Consider the following 23311-nt stretch of genomic DNA (forward strand, 5'->3'; position numbering starts at 1 on the left):
CCACTTAATCATAAGTGGGGGCTTTTAAATATTACTTTCGATTAACTTATCATTTAATTTTTAGAGTCTTCAAGATCAAGCGGGCCTGTTAGCAAGTCTTCATCACGGAACTCGTTGGCTGAGTTATGCTCTGCTGACTCTTCGGTGACGAACCATTGCTGATTACGATATAGTATCAGACGATCTCGACTCAAGCCTCGTAATAGCGAGTACATCATAACAACGATGACGATAGCGAAAGGAAAACCTGAAACGATAGAAGCAGCTTGCAAGGCACTCAGTCCACCTGCTGTCAACAGTACGGCTGCAATAACGCCTTCCGTACCCGCCCAAAACAGACGCTGAATCTTTGGTGGGTTGGCATCGCCACCAGAGGTCAGCATATCAATCACAAAACTCGCCGAATCTGACGACGTCACAAACCACAATACAATCATCACAACAATGAGTAAGTTCACGGCTGAAGTTAATGGATAAGACTCCATTAGCTTGAAGATAGCGCTGCCAGTATCGGTTTGTACTGCTTCGATGAGACCAGGACTCACCATACTAGGGTCCGCTGCGGCCATCAGTTCCATATGCACCGCTGAACCACCGAAAGCGGTAAACCATAAGAACAAGATGGTGATAGGAATCAACAACACCCCTAATATAAACTCACGAATAGTACGACCACGTGAAATACGAGCAACGAATACACCAACGAATGGTGACCAGCTGATCCACCATGCCCAATAGAATATCGTCCATGAAGACTGCCAGTTTTCTTCACCTCTATAAGACTCAGTCCAAAGCCCTAATGGTACAATTTCATGCAAATAGTTACCGATGTTTTCGACAAAACTATTAAAGATAAACTGCGTAGGGCCTAAAATAATCACAAAGCTCAGTAGCACGACAGTGAATAAGATATTGATATCACTCAAACGCTTGATACCTTTATCCAGTCCCATAAACAGCGACAATCCTGATAACACCGTAATCAAGCCAATGAGAATAATCTGCACGGTCGTGTTATTAGGAATACCGAATAGAGTCTCAAGACCTGAGTTAATCTGTAGTACACCTAAACCAAGCGTCGTCACGACACCAAACATCGTACCGAATACGGCTAGAGTATCCACCGTATGACCCCAACCACCGTATATTTTTTTGCCCAATATAGGATATAGGGTTGAGCGGATGGCTAGCGGCAAACCCACTCGGTAATGGAAATAAGCCAATGATAAAGCGACCATGCCATAGAGCGCCCATACATGTAAGCCATAGTGTAAAAACGATATATTCATCGCTTGTTTGGCGGCAGCGACCGTTTCAGCTTCTCCTAATGGCGGCGCCATAAAGTGGTACAACGGTTCAGCTGTTCCCCAATAAAGCAGCCCGATACCGATACCGGCTGAAAACAGCATACCAATCCAAGATATTAGATTGTATTCTGGTTTCTCGTTTTGATGACCAAGCCTGATATCGCCATAACGACTAAATATCATATAGATGCTCATCACCAACGTTAAGTTGACAACCACAATAAAAAACCAGCCAAAGCGTAAAGACACAAAGGCTTTTGCGTGACCAAAGACCAGCTCCGCTTGCTCACTAAAGAGAGCACCGAAGATAATAAACGCAAGAATTAACAACGCTGAAGTTAAAAACACGGGTTTACTTACCCGCGGAAAAGGGCCTAATCGACCAACTTTCACATGATCCATGTCGTAATCTCAATTTTTTGGGGTGGCTACCTTAACAAGATATGCGCAAACTATCAAATCTAAGCAGATATTCATTACAATTGAAAATATAAAAACCCCTAAGATACCTGTGTATCTTAGGGGTTTTTCGAACTTCTCTAACAATCAGTACAAGTTAATTAATAATAAATGCTTCAACAATTATTAGGGCGTGTCCTCATTTTAAAAATGGTGATAAAAATGAGATAAATTGCAGTCAAACAAGGAAAATAGCGCAGATAATATCGAGATATTAGTCAGCTATTTGACGCCGTTTGGCAAGATTTAGCCATTTTTAACCCATTTAGATAACTATCGATTGAATTGAGGACACGCCCTAGTTATCTTTGACTATTAATCACCTTCTACAATCTTAGGTGGTCCTTTTAGCAAGTGCTCATCAACGAACTCATTTGCCGAGTTATGATCTGCTGATTCATCCGTGATGAAGCGCTGCTGTGCTCGATATAGAATCAGACGATCTCGACTCAAACCACGCAATAACGCATACATCATGACAAAAACAACTAAAGCAAATGGCAAGCCAGCTACGATAGCTGCTGCCTGCAAGGCTGACAGCCCACCAGCCGCTAGCAATATCGCAGCGATAACACCTTCTGTCGTCGCCCAAAACAAGCGCTGGATTTTTGGTGGATTGGTATCACCACCAGCCGTCAGCATATCAATAACAAAGCTGGCCGAATCTGACGACGTCACAAACCATAGTACAATCATGATTACGATCAACAACGTGATTGGTTGCGCTAACGGATAGTACTCAACCAATTTGAAGATGGCACTACCAGTATCCGCTTGTACCGCTTCTACCAATCCTGGGCTAACACCTGACACAGCAGACGCAAGCTCCATATGGATAGCAACGCCACCAAATGTCGTGAACCAGAAGAACAAGATCATCATAGGAATGAGTAGTACACCAAGTACAAACTCTCTAATCGTACGACCACGAGAGATGCGGGCGATGAAAATACCGACAAATGGTGCCCAGCTTACCCACCATGCCCAATAAAATATCGTCCAACCACTCTGCCAGTCAGTTCCGCTATAAGCCTCACCCCATGTACCTAACGGTACAATCACTGTCAGATAGTTGCCAATATTTTCAATGAAGCTATCAAAGATAAATAGCGTCGGTCCTAAGATGACCATGAACGCTAATAAGACGACCGTGAAGCCAATGTTAATATCACTCAGTCGTTTAATACCTTTGTCCAAGCCCATCATAACGGAAGCGGCTGCCAGCGCTGTGATGAAAGCAATCAAACCAAACTGAACTGTAATACTGTTAGGCGTACCAAACAGTTTTTCGAGACCAGAGTTGATCTGCATCACGCCGAGCCCGAGCGACGTCACTACACCAAACATCGTACCAAATACAGCCAAGATATCGACTGTATGTCCCCAGCGGCCATAAATTCTTTTGCCAATTAGAGGGTACAAAGTTGATCTAATCGATAACGGCAACCCACGACGGAAATGGAAGTACGCTAGAGACAGTGCCACAATCGTATAAATGGCCCAAGCGTGTAAACCCCAATGCATAAATGAGATGTTCATCGCTTGCTTGGCGGCTGCTACCGTTTCTGCATCACCCATTGGTGGTGCCATGAAGTGATACAACGGCTCCGCGGTGCCCCAATATACCAGACCAATACCAACACCCGCAGAGAACAACATGCCAATCCAAGAGAACAAATTGTACTGTGGTTGCTCAGTCTGATTGCCCAGTCGAATGTCACCGTAGCGACTCATTGCTAAGTAAATACAAAGCACGAGCGAAGTATTGACTAGGATAATAAATAGCCAGCCGAATTTATCCGTAATAAAGTTTTGTAAGAAACTAAAGAGCGCCCCTGCTGTCTCAGTGAAAAATGCACCGAAAATAATGAACGCAACGATAAGTAACGCTGAAATAAGAAACACAGGCTTACTTACCCGTGGGAAAGGGCCTAACCTGCCAACTTTCACATGATCCATTTTTATATTAACCTTTCATTTTTAGAAAGGTAACCTTAACAAGTTACCTGACAACTATCAAATTTAATTCAATTACTTACACGTTCAGCATTGACTGACATAATCCTGAATACATGTAATTCCTAGTTATTATGTTGTTTCAGCTAAGACGGCTTAATAGCAATTTCCATTTTTACTCATACTGGACATTCGTGAGTTCATTCCAATAAAAAGAGCAAGTTTTCACCATTTTTATTGTGGTGACAATCGCAATAAACCACTCTCGTTACCATCTTCTAATACCCAAACGTTACCATCTACCGCCAGTACACTACGAATACGCTCTCTCATATCATAGCGATAACGTTCAGAAGCTGTGTTGTCATCATTCATACTCACAACAATGAGCGCTTTGGATGACAAACCACTAATCAGCACATTGCCTTGCCATGCTGTAAAATCATTCTCTCTACCCGCGGAGTAGATGCTCATCGATGAAGGTGATATAACTGGTGTCCATGTGATTTTGGGTGCTTCAAACTCAGGCCGAGTATCATGATCAGGGATATCAATCCCCGAATAATTGCGACCATTGGACACGAGTGGCCAGCCGTAATTTTTGCCTTTTTCAATCAGATTAAACTCATCTCCGCCTCTTGGGCCCATCTCGTGCGCCCATAACTTACCGCTGTCATCGAATGCCATGCCCAATATATTACGATGACCTATCGTCCAAAACTGCTTGGCGATGTCATTTGTATCATCCGAAAATGGATTGTCTGCTGGGATAGAACCGTCGGCGTTTAGGCGTATGATTTTACCCAAATTGACACTCATATCTTGGGCCGGGGTTTTTTCTTGGCGCTCGCCTGAACTGATGAATAAATACTGCCCATCAGGTGAAAACAAGAGACGATGACTGTAATGTCCTTGCCCTTTTACTTTTGGCGACTGCTCCCAAATGGGCGTAATGGCTTGCAAACTTGGTGTGCTGGTATCTAATCCTGACAATGTTGCTTTGATGACTGTCGCACCAAATTTATTACTATCTGCACCCTCACCTGCTTCAACGTAGCTTATATAGACATTATTGGAACTAGAGAAATCTGGCGCGATAATTACATCACCAAGTCCCCCTTGCCCGCCATAAGCGACTTTTGGTACACCAGTCACTGCTATCTTCGCACCTGTCTCAGTATCAACCACGAATAATTCACCGGTTTTTTGTGTTACCAAGATTTTTTGTGGTGCATTATCCACTTTAGGTAATGCTGTCATCGCCCAAGGTTCATTAAAAGTAGCAATAATTTCAGTGGTAAATTCTGGTTTATCAATACTCATAGACGAATTAGCATCTGAGGTTTTGGCTTCTTTGTATTCTGCCAAATCTTCATTGGTATTAACTGCCGATTGATTGGAGCACGCCGACGTGCTAATCAGCAATGTCGCGACTATAATCGGTAAAGTTAACGGCGCACTTAAATATTTTTTATTGATTATTGCCATGTTGTCATCTCCATTTATTTTACATTCCTCTTATGAGCGCTTATAGTCGGTGAACTACTAAACCGCTACGGCGTTACTCTCCTTATATGTACTACTTGTACAATCTGCAGTCGGCTGCCTTGTACCCATTTTAGAGTTCTTTGACTATAGATTATTTATAGCATAGTAAAAGCATGAAAACGGTAAATAATAATAGCCCACAACGTAAAAACCCCTTACTTATCCATATAAAATATAGGCAAGTAAGGGGTTGGTTTTATTAAGAAACAGTCCTGTTGGCTTAGATATTAGCTCATTCTAAGTTTATTAAAGCTCAGCTTATCATCAGCACCAACATCGACTTTGATGATATCTCCTGCTACAAAATCCCCCGCCAATAGCTTTAATGACAATGGGTTTTCAATCTCTTGTTGAATGGCACGTTTGAGTGGGCGCGCACCATACACAGGATCATAACCGACCGCGACCAACTTGTTCATCGCGTCAGCTGATAGCTCGATATCCATCTCACGATCATGCAAGCGTTGACGCAAACGATCTAGCTGGATGGCAGCAATTCCTGCCATTTGCGACATACCAAGTGGATGGAAGACCACAATCTCATCGATACGGTTGACGAACTCTGGGCGGAAATGCTGACCAACAGAGTCCATCACCTCAGCTTTGATATCCTCGTAACTTTCACCGACCATTTCTTGAATTTTATGCGAACCCAAGTTACTGGTCATAATAATCACAGTATTCTTAAAATCAACGACACGACCTTGCGAGTCAGTCAAACGCCCATCATCCAATACTTGCAATAATATGTTAAACACATCAGGATGCGCTTTTTCGACTTCATCAAACAAAATTACACTATAAGGCTTACGGCGAACGGCCTCAGTCAACGCACCACCTTCTTCGTAGCCCACATAACCTGGAGGCGCACCCACCAAGCGACTGACACTGTGTTTCTCCATGTATTCACTCATGTCGATGCGTACTATCGAATCTTCACTATCAAACAAGAAGTTCGCCAATGATTTGGTCAGCTCAGTTTTACCGACCCCTGTAGGCCCAAGGAATAAGAACGAGCCAGAAGGACGATTGGGATCAGACAAGCCCGCTCGGCTACGGCGTACTGCATTTGCTACCGACTCGACCGCTTCATCTTGACCAATCACGCGCTCATGGAGTTTTTCTTCCATTGCCAGCATTTTTTCACGCTCGCCCTGCATCATTTTGTTGACTGGAATACCGGTCGCAGCCGCAACCACTTCCGCAATTTCATTGTCTGTGACTTTATTACGTAGCAATTTAACACCACTGCCTTCGCCTGTTTGCTCTTTTTGTTCTGCCAAGTCAGACTCAGTGATACGGCGCTCTAGCTGCGGAATGGTTTCGTATTGCAGCTTACTCATGGTCTCATAGTCACCTTCACGACTGGCTTTGTCATACGCAATACGGGCTTTATCCAGCTCGTCTTTTAGCTGCTGACTGCCTTTGACCAGTGCTTTTTCTGCTTGCCAAATTTCATTAAGATCCGCGTACTCTTTTTCTAGCTCTTCAATTTGTGCATTCAGTACTTTACGCTCTGCTTGCGCGCCAGCATCTTCTTCATTTTTAAGTACTTCACGCTGCATTTTCAACTGAATCAAACGGCTGTCGAGCTTACCCAGTGCTTCAGGCTTGCTGTCCATCTCCATACGTAAGCGACTGGCTGCTTCATCAATTAAGTCAATCGCCTTGTCTGGCAACTTGCGATCCGTGATGTAACGGTGACTCATGCGTGCCGCAGCAATGATGGCGCTATCTTGGATATCGACCCCATGATGCAGCTCATAGCGCTCTTTGAGGCCACGTAATATCGCAATGGTATCTTCAACCGTTGGCTCATCGACCAGTACTTTTTGGAAACGACGCTCAAGTGCCGCATCTTTTTCAATATACTTGCGATACTCATCTAATGTCGTCGCACCAACGCAGTGTAGCTCACCACGAGCTAGTGCAGGTTTTAGCATATTACCTGCATCCATCGCCCCTTCAGATTTACCGGCGCCGACCATGGTATGCAGCTCATCGATGAATAAGATGACGTTACCTTCTTGCTTGGCCAAATCGCTCAATACGCTTTTGAGGCGCTCTTCGAACTCACCACGGAATTTTGCCCCTGCAATCAGTGCGCCTAAGTCTAACGACAGCACTTCTTTACGGCGCAGACCTTCTGGCACGTCACCATTGATGATTTTTTGCGCCAAGCCTTCAACGATAGCCGTCTTACCGACACCCGGCTCACCGATGAGCACAGGGTTATTTTTGGTACGGCGTGACAGCACCTGAATGGTACGGCGAATCTCTTCGTCACGGCCAATCACTGGATCTAACTTACCAAGCTCCGCTTGTTCAGTCAGGTTGATCGTATATTTGTTGAGTGCATCACGCTGATCTTCTGCATTTTGGTTATTCACCGTATCATCGCCACGCAGCTGCTCGATGACCACTTTTAATTTGCTAGCTGTCACGCCAGCACTTTCAAATATCTTTTTGGTTTCACCTTGTTCAGCGAGTGCTAACATCACCCATTCAGTGGCGATAAAATCATCGCCTTCTTTTTGGGCTTGGCGATCTGCTAAATTTAAAATCTTGACTGAGTTTGGATTTAGATTGACATCACCAGTCGGCTCCGAAATCGTTGCTTGACCGTCAAGCGCCTTTGCCACGCCATTTTTTAGAGCAGGAATAGAAGCACCTGCTTGTTGGCAGATAGACAAGTTAGACTCATCTTGTAGCAATACAGCAAGCAGATGCACAGGATCGATACCCGTATGATCGCGGCCTAAGGCTAGGCTTTGTGCTTCTTGAATAGCGGATTGCAGTTTTTGGGTAAATTTCTCAAATCTCATATTCACATCCTTTTATAATTAGTATTTACAGCAGATGCTTTATAGTCTAGCGACTACTGTTATCTGTCATTTATATAAGGTATATATGTTCTTATTTCAAGCCAATTATCAAATAAAACCTTACTATAAGCAATGATATTTAGCTTCGTCTATTAATTAATATCATTTAAATATGCTTTTAAGATAAATTTAAAAGGTATTTAAAGAAAGTGGCACTATGAAATAACTAAAAATATAGTCACAGAACTCTAAAATTGGTATAAGGCAGCCGACTGCAGATTGTACAAGTAGTACATCTAAGGAGGGCAACGCTGTAGCGGTTTAGTAGTTAATCGACTATAGACACAGTATAACCATGCAAAAGCATGATTAGTATGCGATTAAATATGAATGATGGGTAGTGGTTTCAAGAATAGCTAGTCGGTTCAAAACAATATAGACACAAGGAGAGTGAGTGGAAGTGAGTAGCAGTATTAAAGAATGAAAGCATTAAAGAGTGGCATCAATGCAGATAGTAAATAGAGTATTCCTGACACGTTCTCTGATTTATACAGGATTGACTGTATCAGAACACAGTGAATAGCCCTACTCTACTATCTCAATAGGGATACCAAGCGTTACTGCCGCCATAATCTCATCCATCTCGGCATCGGTAACGGCGATACAGCCATCGGTCCAATCATATTTCTGATTGATAGCAGCCAAATGACCAAAGCCATTCATCTGTCCATGAATCATAATATCTCCGCCCGGACTGATACCCAATTGCTGAGCGTGTGCTTTATCAGCCGCATTCGGATAGCTGATATGGATAGAGCGATGGGCAATAGAGTTCTCGTTTTTATAACCTAATGTATAGATGCCAACTGGGGTGCGCTGATCACCCTCTTGCTGTTTGTGACCTATGGGACTGTCCCCCAAGGCAATGTGATAAGTACGAATGACGTCGTCACCACTCAATAACTGCAAACGACGTTCGGATTTATCGACGAACACTTTATCAATCACCACGTCAGCGATAGGCCGATTGTTAACCTCTTCAAAGGTATGGCTATTAGCAGAGGCGCGTGTCATATAATTAAAAACGCTGCTGCTAATAATCGTAACCACCCCGAGGCCAATCAAGATAAGTAAGAAGCGATGAGTGCGATTACGTAAGAATGCCATGAGTTGACCCTTTATGATATTGATAACGTTAAATACAGTTAATCATAATCTATCAAGACATGGCGCCTGCTACTGTGTAAATCATATGGAAAATAACAAATACTCATTCATTCAAAACAGATAACTACACCATACGAATCGCACCATCTAAGCGAATGACTTCTCCATTTAGGTAGGCATTATCAATGATATGGACAGCCAATTTAGCAAACTCATTTGGCGCACCCAAACGCTTAGGATAAGGGACACCTGCCTCTAGCTGTTCGCGTGCTTTTTCAGGAATGGTGTCCATCATCGGTGTGGCAAATACACCCGGTGCGATGGTCATCACGCGAATACCATGACGAGCCAGCTCACGTGCTAACGGTAAGGTCAAACCAACTACGCCCGCTTTAGATGATGAATAACTGGCTTGTCCAACTTGCCCATCAAAGGCAGCGATAGATGCAGTATTGATAATAATGCCTTGGTCTGTATTACTGCCTGTACTGTTATCTGCATTGCTATCATTAGCCACGCGTTTAGCAATACTGGCCGCGACCAAACGCGCCACGTTAAACGAACCGACCAGATTGATATTAACACCGCGACTGAACGAGTCTAAATCAGCTGGATTATTGTCACGATCCAGCAGCTTTTGTACCACTGCGATACCTGCACAGTTGATAGAACCTTGTAAGCCGCCAAATTCTTTTTCAGCCATATCCACAGCCGCTTGCACCTCATCGCCACTGGTGACATCACAACGCACAAAGCGTGCATTATCGCCCAACTCTGCAACTAGAGATTGCCCAGCTGATTGGTTGAGGTCAGCGATGACGACATTGCCGCCTTGCTCTACGATAGCACGAGCCACTGACTCGCCTAGACCTGATGCACCACCCGTCACCAAAAAGCTGTGTTTTTCAATTTGCATAATTATTCCTTTAATTAGTATTTTTATTGAACGTTCTCTTAACTTTATTGACGTATTGACGCATTGACGCATTGATATTTAATCTTCAATTCAGTCGTCAAAAGCTATCATGAATACCATTATCGCTAAGCCAATGACAAACTACGTAGTAAAAAGCGCTGAATTTTGCCACTTGGCGTTTTCGGTAATTCCGCCACAAACTCTACCTCGCGCGGATACGCATGAGTGGATAGGCGTTTGCGTACCAGCTCTTGGATTTCTTTGGCAATCTGCTCATTACCAACGATGCCATCTTTTAGCACCACATAAGACTTAATGGTGTGACCACGTACTTCATCTGGCACGCCTACCGCCGCAGATTCTGCCACTGCCTCATGCTCTAAGACAGTATTTTCGACATCAGTAGGCCCTACGCGGTAACCTGCGGTAATAATAATGTCATCATCACGCCCTGAGAACCAATAGCTGCCATCACTATGACGCTCGACCACATCGCCCGTCAGATAGTAATCATCTACAAAGGCTTGTTTTTCATTCCAGCTATAACCACGGAAATAAAATGCTGGCGATTGACTAACTACAACGGCCAGCTGTCCTTGCTCACCATCAGTCAACACTTGTATGTCATCATTTAATACGACCAATGTATGCCCCGGTAGCGCCATACCCATCGAGCCAACGGGACTCTCATGTGCCAGTGCATGATGGGCACAGCAAGTCATGCCTGTCTCTGTCTGTCCATACTGGTCTTTTACTTGGCAGCCCAGATAGGTTTCTAGCCAGCTGACGACTTCGGTGTTGAGTGTTTCTCCTGCCGAGTTCGCACAGCGTAGAGATAGCTTCGCGTTGGCATCGTTATGTGAATGCTCAAACACACCGCTAGACTTCATCATACGAAAGGCAGTCGGTGAAGACGCCAAATTGGTAATCTTATGACGCACCATAAAGTCACGCGTATGGGTCGCATCAAAGCCCGCCTCATTGAAATAAGTCGTGATACCTAACAATAAAGGCCCTGTGATGGCATAGTACAATCCATATGCCCAACCAGGATCGGCCATATTCCAATAGTGATCATCGTCGCGCAAATCAATCGCGTAGCGCATGTAGAGATAGAAAGCCGATAATGCCCCTAGTGGTACACTCACGCCTTTTGATTTACCTACCGTACCTGAGGTGAACATTTGCAAAAATGGCGCATCCGTATCGAGCGTCACGGATTCTAGAGTTTGCGGCTGCGCTGCCATGGACTGGCTATAATGATCATCACCCCAAGCTTGAGCATCCACGACGCTACCTACCATGACCATCTTGGTTTGCTCGGCCAAATCTTCAAATTTGTCACGGTTTTCTTGATTGGTAAAAACAATTTTGGTATTCGCTTTGTCCATTCGATACTTAATCGAATCATAGCCAAAAGCGGTAAATAGCGGCTGATAAACTGCCCCAATCCGCCAAGTTGCTAGTACAACGGTGAGTAACTCAGGTGTACGCGGTAGCATGGTCGCGACTTGGTCACCGACTTGTACGCCATAAGACAGTAGTAAGTTAGCGACTTGCGCACTCGCCGCATCTAGCTCAGCAAAGCTCATACGAGTCACGTTGCCGGAGGTATCTTCATGTACTAGCGCAATGTTATCACCGCGACCGTCACGTACATGACGACCACAGCATGCCATATAAGCATTCAACCGATCGTCTACCTGCGTGCCAAAGATTTCTGACAGCAGCGCGTTCATGTCGAAGTTATTATAATAATCGGTATAGTTTTTTGGTGTGATGGTAGCGTCTACGTCAACGATCGTAGCAGTTTGAAAGGCGGTGTTCATAAGCTAATCCTTTAGCAATAACAGATAACTGGTAAAATGGTGATTGTAAAACGGTCACATCCTATAGACCGTTTAATATCTTCGTATTTATCATGTCCTATTAGTAACGCATTTTTATATTTATTTCAATACATAACGTATCATTTTCATAGTAAATACTAATTTTTATAGAAATATAAATTCACTATATAGTCAATGTGCCATTACTTCGATACAAGGAGTGTCATCCTAAGTGATGTTCAGTATAGCTAGCAAGATGAACGTCTTAACGGTTTTATAGTGAGCCGACTATCGTATGCTTAAAAACCCTAGTAGCGCCTTTTCTTCACTGCTTTGATGTTTTTTGGTACGTCCACGATGGGCATTTTTGTACGGCTCAAAAAACTGACCTGCTAAAAACTGATCGATAACGACGGGATGAATATAAGATGCGCGGCATACTGTCGGGGTATTGCCTAGCTCCTCTGCCACGCTTTTGACCATATCAACGACCAGTTGTTGGCGCTCAGCGCTTTTAGGATCAGTGGCTAATATTGTTTTTCCATGTGCTGTTTGTAGCTCATCATATAAATGACTGGCTGCGAGTACACTAGCCATCCAAGTACGGAAATCCTTGGCACTATACATGTTGCCATTGCCATCACTACAGCCAGTATGGGTGCGTATATACTCATTAATATCGGCGCTGTCGACGACTTGCTTAACACCGCTATCATCCAAGTATTTGAAAATCTGATAGCCAGGTAATTCAGAACACGCTTGTACGATGTCCGTCAAACGCTCGTCTTGCAGTTCAATATGATGCTCTTTTGCGCTTTTGCCAACGAAATCAAATGCCAGTCCATTGTCGGTCTCACTGACATGCTTACTGCGTAGCGTACTCAGACCATAGCTTTTATTTTGCTTAGCATAGCGGCTATTGCCAATACGAATTAAAGTAGTCTCTAACAGTTTAACCACCGCAGCGAGCACATTAGCTCGTGACAAGGGCTTGGCGTCTAGATCTAACTCAACCTGAGCACGTAAATTCGGTAACGCCTCTGCAAAGCCAATCATCGCATCAAACTTCGCTCGATCACGTACGCGATCCCACTCTGGATGGTACAAGTATTGCTTGCGCGCTTTGTCATCACGCCCTGTCGATTGCAGATGCCCTGTTTCATCTTGGCATATCCAAACGTTCGACCACATCGGTGGTATCACCAACGCATCAAAACGCTTGCGTAAAGCCTTGTCTTTGACCGTTTTACCAGTGGCGTCCTTATAGGTAAAACCGCGACCCCAGCGTCTACGCTCATAACCAGGCTCATCATCACTCACGTAGCGTAAATTCGCCAAACGAGCCAGATGTTCATAGTTATGGCGCACATCTACTGCTTTATCTGTCTGATGGTTTGGCTTAGCCATAAAAATATCCGTCTTATAAAATAGTCGTTTTAGCATAATTAATGATGGCTATTTTTACTGTTTACTTGCCACGGGCAAAGTGTAATCGATGTGTAAAACTAAGCGGATGGCAGGGTTCTCAATTATTGAATTTTAGGGCATAATTTAATGACTATCAAAACTTAAGTTGAATAAAACACAATGAAAAACCCTTCTATAAAAATCACTTCATTATCTAATGCAGATTACGACTTTTGGTTAGCATTGTGGCAAAACTACCTAACCTTTTATGAGACCAGTTTGCCCATGAGCACGACTGACACAACATGGCGCAACTTGCTAGATAGCAATGTCGCTATTTATGGATTTGGCGCATGGCAGGATGGTACATTGGTAGGTATCACTCATGTGGTGCTGCACCCCAATACATGGAATACCACGGAATGTTGTTATTTAGAAGATTTGTATGTGAGTGAGTCTGTTCGCGGACAAGGTGTCGGGCGAGCCTTGATTGAATATGTGTATGACTTTGCACGCCAGAAGAAATGCAACCGTGTGTATTGGACGACGCAAGAAGGCAACACAACGGCACGCACTCTATACGACACCATTGCCACTCAAACAGATATGGTGCAGTATCGTAAAAACCTATGATTTGTACTACTTGCCTTATGATTTACAATAAATAAGCAAATAAAAAACACCAAGTGTTCAACACTTGGCGTTCTTTGTATCAATACGGCTTTACGTTAAAGTAGCTTAAACATTATTTACCATAAACGCATAAATAAGCAGTTTCGACGTCTACTTTTACTTGAAACTTCTGATTGGCTTCAACCGTAAACTGCTCGCCAGCACTAAAAGTCTGCCACTCGTTAACTTCTGGTAATTTAACGGTCAAGGCGCCACTTACCACGCTCATGGTTTCAAATTCACTGGTGTCAAACTCATACTCACCAATTTCCATAACGCCGACAGTAGCAGGCTTAGTCGCTGTCTGAAAGGCGATAGAAGTCACTTTATCATCAAAATAATTATTAACGCTTGGCATAATTTTCCTTAATTAAATGTTAGTTGCTATTTTAAAACGGCTGCTTACAATCCTGCTTTTAGACTGGCTTCGATGAACTGATCGAGGTCACCATCTAACACAGCACCCGTGTTAAAGGTTTCAACACCGGTACGCAAGTCTTTGATACGAGAGTCGTCAAGTACGTATGAGCGAATTTGACTGCCCCAGCCGACGTCAGACTTACCGTCTTCAACCGCTTGCTGTGATTCCATGCGCTTTTGCATTTCCAGCTCATACAGCTTAGCACGTAGCATTTTCATTGCAGTGGCTTTATTACCATGTTGACTACGCTCGTTCTGACAAGTGACGACCACACCACTTGGCTCATGGGTAATACGTACCGCAGAATCTGTCGTGTTCACATGCTGACCACCCGCGCCAGAGGAGCGATAGGTATCGATACGCAGGTCAGCCGGATTGATATCAATCTCGACATTATCATCGATTTCAGGTGAGACAAACACCGCAGCAAACGAGGTATGACGACCATTATTACTATCAAATGGTGACTTACGTACTAGGCGGTGGACACCAATTTCGGTACGCAACCAACCAAAGGCATAATCACCTTTAATCTCAATCGTGGCTGACTTAATACCCGCGACGCTACCAGATGACACTTCAATCACGTCAACTTTAAAGTTATGCGCCTCTGCCCAGCGTGTATACATGCGCAGTAGCATCTCTGCCCAATCTTGCGCCTCGGTACCACCACTACCTGATTGAATATCCAAATAGCAATTGTTTGGATCCATCTCACCACTGAACATACGGCGGAACTCTAGATCAGCCACACGTTTTTCAGCATTGTCCAGCTCGGTCTGCACATCAGCGAGCAGTGATTCATCGTCTTCTTCTACCGCTAGCTCTAGCATGGCAGATGCATCTTCTAATGTGGTTTCAAGCGACACTACCACATCGATGACGCCATCAAGATGGCTTTTTTCTTTATTAATCTTAGTCGCTCGCTCTGGATCGTTCCATAGCTCAGGGTTTTCTAACTCTAAATTGACTTCTTCTAAGCGCTCTTGCTTACCATCAAAGTCAAAGATACCTCCGCAAATCCTGCCCACGCTCAGATAAATCTTTGATTTGCTCTTGATACGGATTGATTTCCATAAATGTTCCTGTTTTTTTAAATAAATATCTAACGGATATGCCGTCATTTTAAATGAGATTGAGGCTAAATAGTTGGCTAATTAGTACCGCCTATATATTAAATAGCGTTAAACAACCTAAATCGACCAATCCTCTACTGCCCAGTGATGCGCTAACGCATGAGCATGTAGCGCATCGTCGGGTGACACACAAATTGCCACATCCGCCCACTCAAGCAATGGAATGTCATTTTTAGAATCTGAATACGCATACGTTTTTTCAAACGTGATGCCAGCGACTTGTTGCTTACTCAGCCATTTATCTAAATGGTATATTTTGCCCGCTTGAAAGTTTGGCTTATCCGCTAACTTGCCCGTATAACGCTCGTTTTTTATCTCGAGCGGTGTTGATAACACATTGGCGGCTTCTATACCGAAACGTTTGGCAATGGCAGACACCACAAAGTCATTGGTCGCAGAGATAATAACCACGTCATGGCCCTTCTCAATATGCTGACACAACACTTCCATCGCTTTTGGACGAATATGCGGTTCGATTTCGCATTTAATATAATCTTCACGCAGCTCATGCAAACGCGCCAAGGGTAATGTAGTCAAAAACTGGGCGACAAATTCATTGTACTCGGTGGCATCGAGCGTGCCTTCGATATAGTCCTCATAAAATTCTTGATTGGCTGTGCGATACTGCGCTTCATCGACCAGACCATTATTGACGATATATTCGCCCCATAGATAGTCACTATCGACATCGAGCAACGTATGATCTAAATCAAACAGTGCCAGTTCTTTTTGAGTGCTTTGTGTGTGAGATGCTTGCATAGCGAAGCCTTATTATTTTTTTAAAGTGGATGATGAATAATCTTAACTATAATGATGCGCTTTATAAACCATATTTGCTCTGAAGCCTTGAATATAGTCGGTTTTGTGGATATAACGTTTGCTCGGTAAATTTGTGAGAACACTACTGTTTGCCAGACATAATTATGCTAAATTGTTTATTCAACTCATTTTATAAGACTTTCAACGAACATAATAGGCAACCCAGAGAACCTTATGAAAGCGTATCATAACAAAACAGACTTATTTAGTAAGTCACGGCTTAATAAGTCACCTCGTCCTGCTCGCTCAATCAAAGAAATTAGACAACGTCGGTTGGGTGATACTTATCAATCACCTTTAGACCGCGTGTTCTATGCGCTCTTGAATGGCTTGATGTATGGCTTTGGTGGATTACTTATCGACCTTGCCATTGTTGTCATTCGCTCAGTAGCTGGTCTTGGTAATGGTGAGGTTTTTTGGTTATTCACCCCATTTATGCTCGCGCTTGGCGTATTGATAGGACTCATCGTTGGCAAAAACGCAGGTGCTGAGAGCGTCAACGCATTACATATCGACGAAACTGCTAACCATAATCCTTATCTCGATGACACATCTATCAGTCATGATATTTTTCGCGGACTCATTATAGGTATCATTATCTTTGCCGTTATTTGGCTGGTTATGATGCTCATGGTATAACCACTGGCATCATATTATAAGAATATAAAAAGGATAGAACAATATACTACCATCCTTTTATTTTTATCCACTACTGATCGCTTCCGCTGTACTGAACTGATCGCTCGCCCCGTACTAATTAATCAGGCATTGCGATTTCTTTTAAGCCTGTTTTAAACTTCTGACAACGTTCCGCATAATGCATCGCTGACAATTTCAGCATCGAGGCTTGCTCATCTGTTAATGTTTTCACCACTTTTGCTGGTGCGCCCATCACCAATGAGTTATCCGGAATAACCTTGCCTTCCGTGACCAATGCTTTGGCACCAATGATACAGTTTTTACCGATTCTGGCATTATTTAATACCACTGCACCAATACCAATTAAACTGTTATCACCGACTTCGCAGCCATGCAACATCGCTAAATGCCCAATGGTGACATAATTGCCGATTTTCACCTCAATACCTGCATCAGTATGAATCACACTATTTTCTTGCACGTTGCTATAGTCACCGATATGAATCAGTTCATTGTCACCGCGGAGCACCGCACCAAACCAAATATTGGCTTGATGTCCCAAATAAACATCACCGATAACTTGCGCAGAATCTGCTACCCAGCCATTAAAAGGCACAGCGAACTTAGGCACCTTGTCTAAATATTGATAAATCATAACCACTCCTTGTTATTGTTTTTCATACCGACCTAATGATAGACAGCTATCATTCTATATCAGTCAATAATGCCCTCTATTGTGGCAAAGCCTTCTATCAAAATCTAGTGCTATTCACCCTAGTATGATGGTTGTACCAGTCATCGTAAGAAGTATCTATTTCTACTTAGGCTATTATAGCTACTCATTTAGAACAAATTATCTTGTAAACAAATCATCTTTTAGACCGTAAAAATAGAAAAAATCACTCGTCGCAATTAGAGTGCTGATTATCATATACTGTTTTTCATATATTGTTTTTTAGAAATCTTTTATAAACAATTATTTAACAGATAGTATATTGTATATTTACGGTAGACGAGGAATCCGTGTCCGTTAAGTTAGAAAATCGACTGGCTATCTGCGTGTATATTGTATATAATGCGCAAAATCTGTGCCTAAGCGAGCGGACATGATGCAAGTTACCTATTCACTATCTAGTGGGTTTTGTAGTTTCCATCAATAATGTCTTCTCGCTTTTTTGTGGAAAAATTTTGGGTTTGGTTGTTTTTTATTCTTAATTAACAGTGACTATCAAGATATAAAAAGCTGCTTTAAATCCAAAATTTAATCATGAAAAATTATGGCACTCACCAATAACAGCGGAGGCAAACCTTGAATTCATCGGCAGAAATACAAGCAATTTTGGCATTAGCAGACGGTACGATTTTTCGCGGTGTGAGTATCGGCAGTCTCGGTCATCGTGTCGGTGAGGTGGTGTTTAATACAGCCATGACAGGGTATCAAGAAATCCTAACTGACCCCAGCTATGCTCGTCAGCTAGTGACCCTAACCTATCCGCACATCGGCAATACTGGTACCAATAGCGAGGACACCGAGTCTGGTAACGGTCATCAAGTATGGGCAGACGGTCTCATCATCCGTGATGCCACCATGGTTACCTCAAACTTCCGTAACTCAGAATCATTGAGTGATTACTTACAAAACCATGATACCGTCGCAATCGCTGAGATTGACACCCGTCAATTGACTCGTCTACTACGTGATAAAGGCGCTCAAAACGGTTGTATCATGACAGCCTCTAATGGCGAGACCATTAGCAGTGATGACGAGCAACAAGCCATCAAATTGGCGCAAGAGTTCGCTGGTATTGAAGGCATGGATCTGGCAAAAGAATGCTGTACTAAAGAGACGTTCGAATGGACAGCAGGTACGTGGGATTTATCAGATACCCTACTTAACCGTGATGCCATTGGCAGTCATGATAGCGGTACAGGCGGATTTTTCAAGCAACTGGGCACACACGTTGAGCACAAATTTAACGTAGTCGCCTATGACTTTGGTACCAAGACCAACATCCTACGCATGCTCGTCGATCGCGGTTGTCACGTAACGGTCGTCCCAGCACAAACGCCTATCGCTGACGTGCTAGCGATGAATCCAGACGGTATCTTCTTATCAAATGGCCCTGGTGACCCTGCCGCTTGTGGCTACGCTATTGACAGCGTGCGTCATATCATTGAACAAACTGACGTGCCAACGTTTGGTATCTGTTTAGGTCATCAGCTGGTCGGTCTTGCCAGCGGTGCAAACACCATCAAAATGAAAACAGGCCATCATGGTGCTAACCATCCAGTACAAGATGTGGCAGCTGGTACGGTTATGATTACCAGCCAGAACCATGGTTTCGCCGTTGATGAAGACACGCTACCTGATAACGTTAAATCTACCCATCGCTCACTATTTGACGGTACCAACCAAGGTATCGAGCTGACCAACAAGCCAGTCTTTAGCTTCCAAGGTCACCCAGAAGCCAGCCCTGGTCCGCATGATTGCGCGCCATTGTTTGATAAATTTGCTGAGATGATGGCAGCTGCCAAAGCTTAATGCATCAACATTGGTAGCGAATAATAAATATTAAGCTTGAATCACTAATGGTGGTTCAAGTTGTATCAACCAGAATACTGTCAGTTTTATTAAAAATATAGATTAATCAAAATATAACCCAAACGAAGGTAGCCCTAACTATGCCAAAACGTACCGACATAAAAAGCATTCTTATCATTGGCGCAGGCCCTATCGTCATCGGCCAAGCATGTGAGTTTGACTACTCAGGCGCGCAGGCGTGTAAAGCACTAAAAGAAGAAGGTTACCGCGTCATCTTGGTCAATTCAAACCCTGCGACCATCATGACCGATCCTGTTATGGCTGATGCCACGTATATCGAGCCGATTACTTGGCAGACGGTTGAGCAAATCATTGCCAAAGAACGTCCTGATGCTATCCTGCCAACGATGGGCGGACAAACGGCACTAAACTGTGCATTAGATTTAGATAAGCATGGCATATTAACCAAGTATGATTGCGAACTAATTGGTGCAACTAAAGACTCAATCGAGATGGCAGAAGATCGCAACTTGTTTGATAAAGCAATGAAGCGTATCGGCCTTGAATGCCCACGCGCTGAAACTGCTGAAACCATGGAAGAAGCGTTTGCTACCCAAGAAAAAATGGGCTATCCATGTATCATTCGTCCTTCATTCACGATGGGTGGTTCAGGTGGCGGTATCGCGTATAACCGTGATGAGTTCATTGAAATCTGTGAGCGTGGTTTTGACTTGTCTCCTAACCATCAATTGCTTATCGATGAGTCGTTAATCGGTTGGAAAGAATATGAGATGGAAGTGGTTCGTGACAAAAACGACAACTGCATCATCATCTGTGCCATCGAAAACTTTGACCCAATGGGCGTGCACACCGGCGACTCTATTACCGTTGCGCCAGCACAAACCCTGACGGACAAAGAATATCAAATCATGCGTAATGCTTCATTGGCAGTACTGCGTGAGATTGGTGTAGAAACAGGCGGTTCAAACGTACAGTTCGGTATCAACCCTGATACAGGTCGCATGGTCGTCATCGAGATGAACCCACGCGTATCGCGTTCATCAGCATTGGCATCAAAAGCAACTGGTTTCCCGATTGCCAAAATCGCGGCAAAACTGGCGATTGGTTATACCTTAGATGAATTGCAAAACGACATCACTGGTGGCAAAACACCAGCAAGCTTTGAGCCAGCGCTTGATTATATTGTGACCAAGATACCTCGTTTTAACTTTGAAAAATTCCCGCAAGCCGATAGTGTTTTGTCAACGCAGATGAAATCAGTCGGTGAAGTGATGGCGATTGGCCGTAACTTCCAAGAATCTATGCAAAAAGCATTACGCGGCATGGAAACGGGCAATGATGGTTTTGATGAGCAGATTGACTTTGCCGCTATCAAAGACGGTAGCCTTAGTACTGACAAAGCCCGTAGCGAGATTCATAATCGCTTAACCATTCCCACGCCTGAACGCATTTATTATATTGCTGATGCTTTCCGTATCGGTATGAGCGTCGATGATGTCTTTAACCTTACCAAAATCGATCCATGGTTCTTGGTACAAATCGAAGACATCGTAAAAGCTGAAGCACAAGTTAAAACTTTAGGTTTTGGCGGTTTAACTGAAGACAACTTGCGTCGCTTTAAACGTAAAGGTTTATCAGATTTACGTCTGGCCAAATTGCTTGGTGTTTCTCAGAAACAGCTACGCAAAAAACGTTGGGATTTAAACGTCTATCCAGTCTATAAACGCGTGGATACTTGTGCGGCAGAATTCTCTACCAGTACCGCTTATATGTACTCAACGTATGACAGCGAATGTGAAGCCAACCCAACCAATAACAAAAAAATCATGGTTATCGGTGGTGGTCCTAACCGCATCGGTCAAGGTATCGAGTTTGACTATTGCTGTGTACACGCTGCCCTTGCGATGCGTGCAGACGGCTACGAGACCATCATGGTCAACTGTAATCCAGAAACGGTTTCCACTGACTATGACACCTCAGACCGTCTCTACTTTGAGCCAATCACGTTAGAGGACGTGCTAGAAATCGTCCGTATCGAAAATCCTGATGGTGTCATTGTACAGTTCGGTGGTCAAACACCATTGAAACTGGCTCGCGCCCTTGAAGCCGCTGGTGTCAAAATCATTGGTACTAGCCCTGATGCGATTGATCGTGCTGAAGACCGCGAACGCTTCCAACATATGATTCAGCAATTGAACCTTGTCCAGCCAACCAATGCCTTAGCGACTAGCTTAGAAGACGGCTTGGTTAAAGCAAAAGACGTTGGCTATCCATTGGTTGTACGCCCATCTTATGTACTAGGTGGCCGCGCGATGGAAATCGTTTATAACGAAGATGAGCTAAGACATTATCTACGCACTGCGGTACAAGCATCAAACGAAGCGCCAGTATTGCTAGATCGCTTCTTAGATGACGCCATCGAAGTCGATGTGGACTGTGTCTGTGATGGTACTGATGTCGTAATTGGCGGCATCATGCAGCATATCGAACAAGCGGGTGTTCACTCTGGTGACTCAGCCTGTTCGCTACCACCTTACTCGCTATCTAAAGAGTTATGCGATGTGATGCGCGCACAGACTATTGCTATGGCTAAAGAGCTGGGCGTTATCGGTCTGATGAACGTACAGTTTGCCGTAAAAGGTGAAACTATTTATATTCTTGAGGTCAATCCACGTGCTGCCCGTACCGTACCATTTGTCTCTAAATGCATTGGCACCTCATTGGCGCAAATCGCTGCTCGCTGCATGGCTGGCACGTCGCTCAAAGACCAAGGATTTACCAAAGAGATTGTTCCTGCATTCTATGCCGTTAAAGAAGCGGTCTTCCCATTTGCTAAGTTCCCTGGTGTCGATCCAATCTTGAGCCCTGAGATGAAATCAACAGGTGAAGTAATGGGCGTTGGTAAAACCTTTGGTGAAGCGTTCTACAAAGCCATCATCGGTAGTAATGAGCGTCTGCCAGGTCTACCGACTGAAGGCGAAACCAAAACCGTCTTTATCTCAGTACGTGACAGTGACAAAGCGCAAATCGCTCCAATCGCGCGTCAGCTTGTAGACTTTGGCTTTGACATTGTGTCTACTACTGGTACACAAAAAATACTGAGCGATGCTGGCATTGAGTGCAAGCAAATTAACAAAGTCACTGAAGGCCGTCCACATATCGTCGATGCATTGAAAAATGGTAAAATCGACCTTATCATTAATACAACTGAGGGCAAGCAGGCACAAGAGGATTCATTCTCTATTCGCCGCAGCGCGCTGCAAGGTAAAGTATTCTATGTCACGACATTGGGCGCGGCAGATGCAATCTGCAAATCTTATTCGATTGACTTGCCATTCGAAGTTTATAAGCTACAAGATTTACATGAACAAGCAAAGACTATTGCTTAGCTCTATTGACTTGGCTGAATAATTTCAGTAGATTAAGCATAACAGTCAGGCTTATGTAAAAGCTCATGCGAAATTGGTTTTTATATGACAGTAATGCTTTAATCAAACAATACCTTTGAAAAGACAGACCCAAAAAGCATAGTGGCTAAACTGCGACTATGCTTTTTATTACGTAAGGTTAAGTATGCATTAGTGGAGCATAAATACGCTCATACATAACCACTCGTATGCCAGTTGTGCAGCCTAAACCACTCTCTT

General features: G+C 43.7%; 16 protein-coding genes. 4 read left to right on the plus strand and 12 right to left on the minus strand.

Annotation, left to right across the window (positions count from 1 at the left end; translation table 11 throughout):
- Positions 1 to 53: 53 nt before the first annotated feature.
- The 8 genes from ACZW67_RS05945 to ACZW67_RS05980 all read right to left on the minus strand — a co-directional run bounded on the left by ACZW67_RS05945 (position 54) and on the right by ACZW67_RS05980 (position 13414).
- Positions 54 to 1709 carry a BCCT family transporter gene (locus ACZW67_RS05945; RefSeq protein WP_201550637.1) on the minus strand — a complete coding sequence of 552 codons (1656 nt, stop codon included), beginning with the start codon at positions 1707 to 1709 and terminating at the stop codon, positions 54 to 56.
- Between the two features lie 372 nt (positions 1710 to 2081).
- Positions 2082 to 3725 carry a BCCT family transporter gene (locus ACZW67_RS05950; RefSeq protein ID WP_465182519.1) on the minus strand — a complete coding sequence of 548 codons (1644 nt, stop codon included), beginning with the start codon at positions 3723 to 3725 and terminating at the stop codon, positions 2082 to 2084.
- 231 nt (positions 3726 to 3956) lie between these two features.
- Positions 3957 to 5210 carry a PQQ-dependent sugar dehydrogenase gene (locus ACZW67_RS05955; protein WP_465182520.1) on the minus strand — a complete coding sequence of 418 codons (1254 nt, stop codon included), beginning with the start codon at positions 5208 to 5210 and terminating at the stop codon, positions 3957 to 3959.
- 287 nt (positions 5211 to 5497) lie between these two features.
- Positions 5498 to 8095: an ATP-dependent chaperone ClpB gene (gene clpB, locus ACZW67_RS05960; protein ID WP_465182521.1), complete on the minus strand. Its 2598-nt coding sequence runs from the start codon at positions 8093 to 8095 to the stop codon at positions 5498 to 5500.
- Between the two features lie 585 nt (positions 8096 to 8680).
- Complete coding sequence (locus ACZW67_RS05965) at positions 8681 to 9262, minus strand: L,D-transpeptidase family protein (protein WP_465182522.1); 582 nt, start codon at positions 9260 to 9262, stop codon at positions 8681 to 8683.
- Positions 9263 to 9386: 124 nt separating this feature from the next.
- The gene (locus tag ACZW67_RS05970; protein ID WP_465182523.1) at positions 9387 to 10178 is read right to left on the minus strand and encodes an SDR family NAD(P)-dependent oxidoreductase; all 792 of its coding nucleotides are present in this window, start codon (positions 10176 to 10178) and stop codon (positions 9387 to 9389) included.
- Positions 10179 to 10303: 125 nt separating this feature from the next.
- Positions 10304 to 12007 (minus strand): AMP-binding protein, encoded by a 1704-nt coding sequence (locus ACZW67_RS05975; protein WP_465182524.1) that lies wholly within the window; start codon positions 12005 to 12007, stop codon positions 10304 to 10306.
- Between the two features lie 288 nt (positions 12008 to 12295).
- Entirely contained in the window at positions 12296 to 13414 is a 1119-nt protein-coding gene (locus ACZW67_RS05980; RefSeq protein ID WP_465182525.1) for a DNA topoisomerase IB, read from the minus strand.
- 180 nt (positions 13415 to 13594) lie between these two features.
- On the opposite strand from ACZW67_RS05980, the gene ACZW67_RS05985 reads away from it, so the two are divergent.
- A complete protein-coding gene (locus tag ACZW67_RS05985; RefSeq protein ID WP_197217708.1) occupies positions 13595 to 14047 on the plus strand; it encodes a GNAT family N-acetyltransferase in 453 nt (150 codons plus the stop codon).
- 112 nt (positions 14048 to 14159) lie between these two features.
- Here the strand turns inward: ACZW67_RS05985 and ppnP are convergent, their stop codons facing one another.
- The 3 genes from ppnP to ACZW67_RS06000 form a co-directional block, all read right to left on the minus strand.
- Positions 14160 to 14444, minus strand: coding sequence for a pyrimidine/purine nucleoside phosphorylase (gene ppnP / locus ACZW67_RS05990; protein WP_465182526.1), 285 nt, complete (start codon positions 14442 to 14444; stop codon positions 14160 to 14162).
- A gap of 44 nt (positions 14445 to 14488) precedes the next feature.
- Positions 14489 to 15584 (minus strand): peptide chain release factor 2 gene (gene prfB, locus ACZW67_RS05995; RefSeq protein WP_110922751.1). Its coding sequence is split into 2 segments (ribosomal slippage): positions 14489 to 15511 and positions 15513 to 15584, totalling 1095 coding nucleotides; the frame shifts between segments, so codons are not numbered across the junction.
- A 116-nt stretch (positions 15585 to 15700) separates the two neighbouring features.
- Entirely contained in the window at positions 15701 to 16402 is a 702-nt protein-coding gene (locus tag ACZW67_RS06000) for an HAD family hydrolase (protein WP_197100093.1), read from the minus strand.
- Positions 16403 to 16636: 234 nt separating this feature from the next.
- Here ACZW67_RS06000 and ACZW67_RS06005 point away from each other — a divergent pair, with 234 nt between their 5' ends.
- Entirely contained in the window at positions 16637 to 17101 is a 465-nt protein-coding gene (locus tag ACZW67_RS06005) for a hypothetical protein (protein ID WP_465182527.1), read from the plus strand.
- 118 nt (positions 17102 to 17219) lie between these two features.
- Here the strand turns inward: ACZW67_RS06005 and ACZW67_RS06010 are convergent, their stop codons facing one another.
- Complete coding sequence (locus ACZW67_RS06010) at positions 17220 to 17756, minus strand: gamma carbonic anhydrase family protein (RefSeq protein ID WP_465182528.1); 537 nt, start codon at positions 17754 to 17756, stop codon at positions 17220 to 17222.
- Between the two features lie 654 nt (positions 17757 to 18410).
- On the opposite strand from ACZW67_RS06010, the gene carA reads away from it, so the two are divergent.
- Both carA and carB read left to right on the plus strand, forming a co-directional pair.
- The gene (carA, locus tag ACZW67_RS06015) at positions 18411 to 19643 is read left to right on the plus strand and encodes a glutamine-hydrolyzing carbamoyl-phosphate synthase small subunit (protein WP_465182529.1); all 1233 of its coding nucleotides are present in this window, start codon (positions 18411 to 18413) and stop codon (positions 19641 to 19643) included.
- Between the two features lie 140 nt (positions 19644 to 19783).
- Positions 19784 to 23053: a carbamoyl-phosphate synthase large subunit gene (gene carB, locus ACZW67_RS06020; protein ID WP_465182530.1), complete on the plus strand. Its 3270-nt coding sequence runs from the start codon at positions 19784 to 19786 to the stop codon at positions 23051 to 23053.
- Positions 23054 to 23311: the final 258 nt, after the last annotated feature.

It is taken from the genome of Psychrobacter sp. TPE 89C (assembly GCF_055522395.1).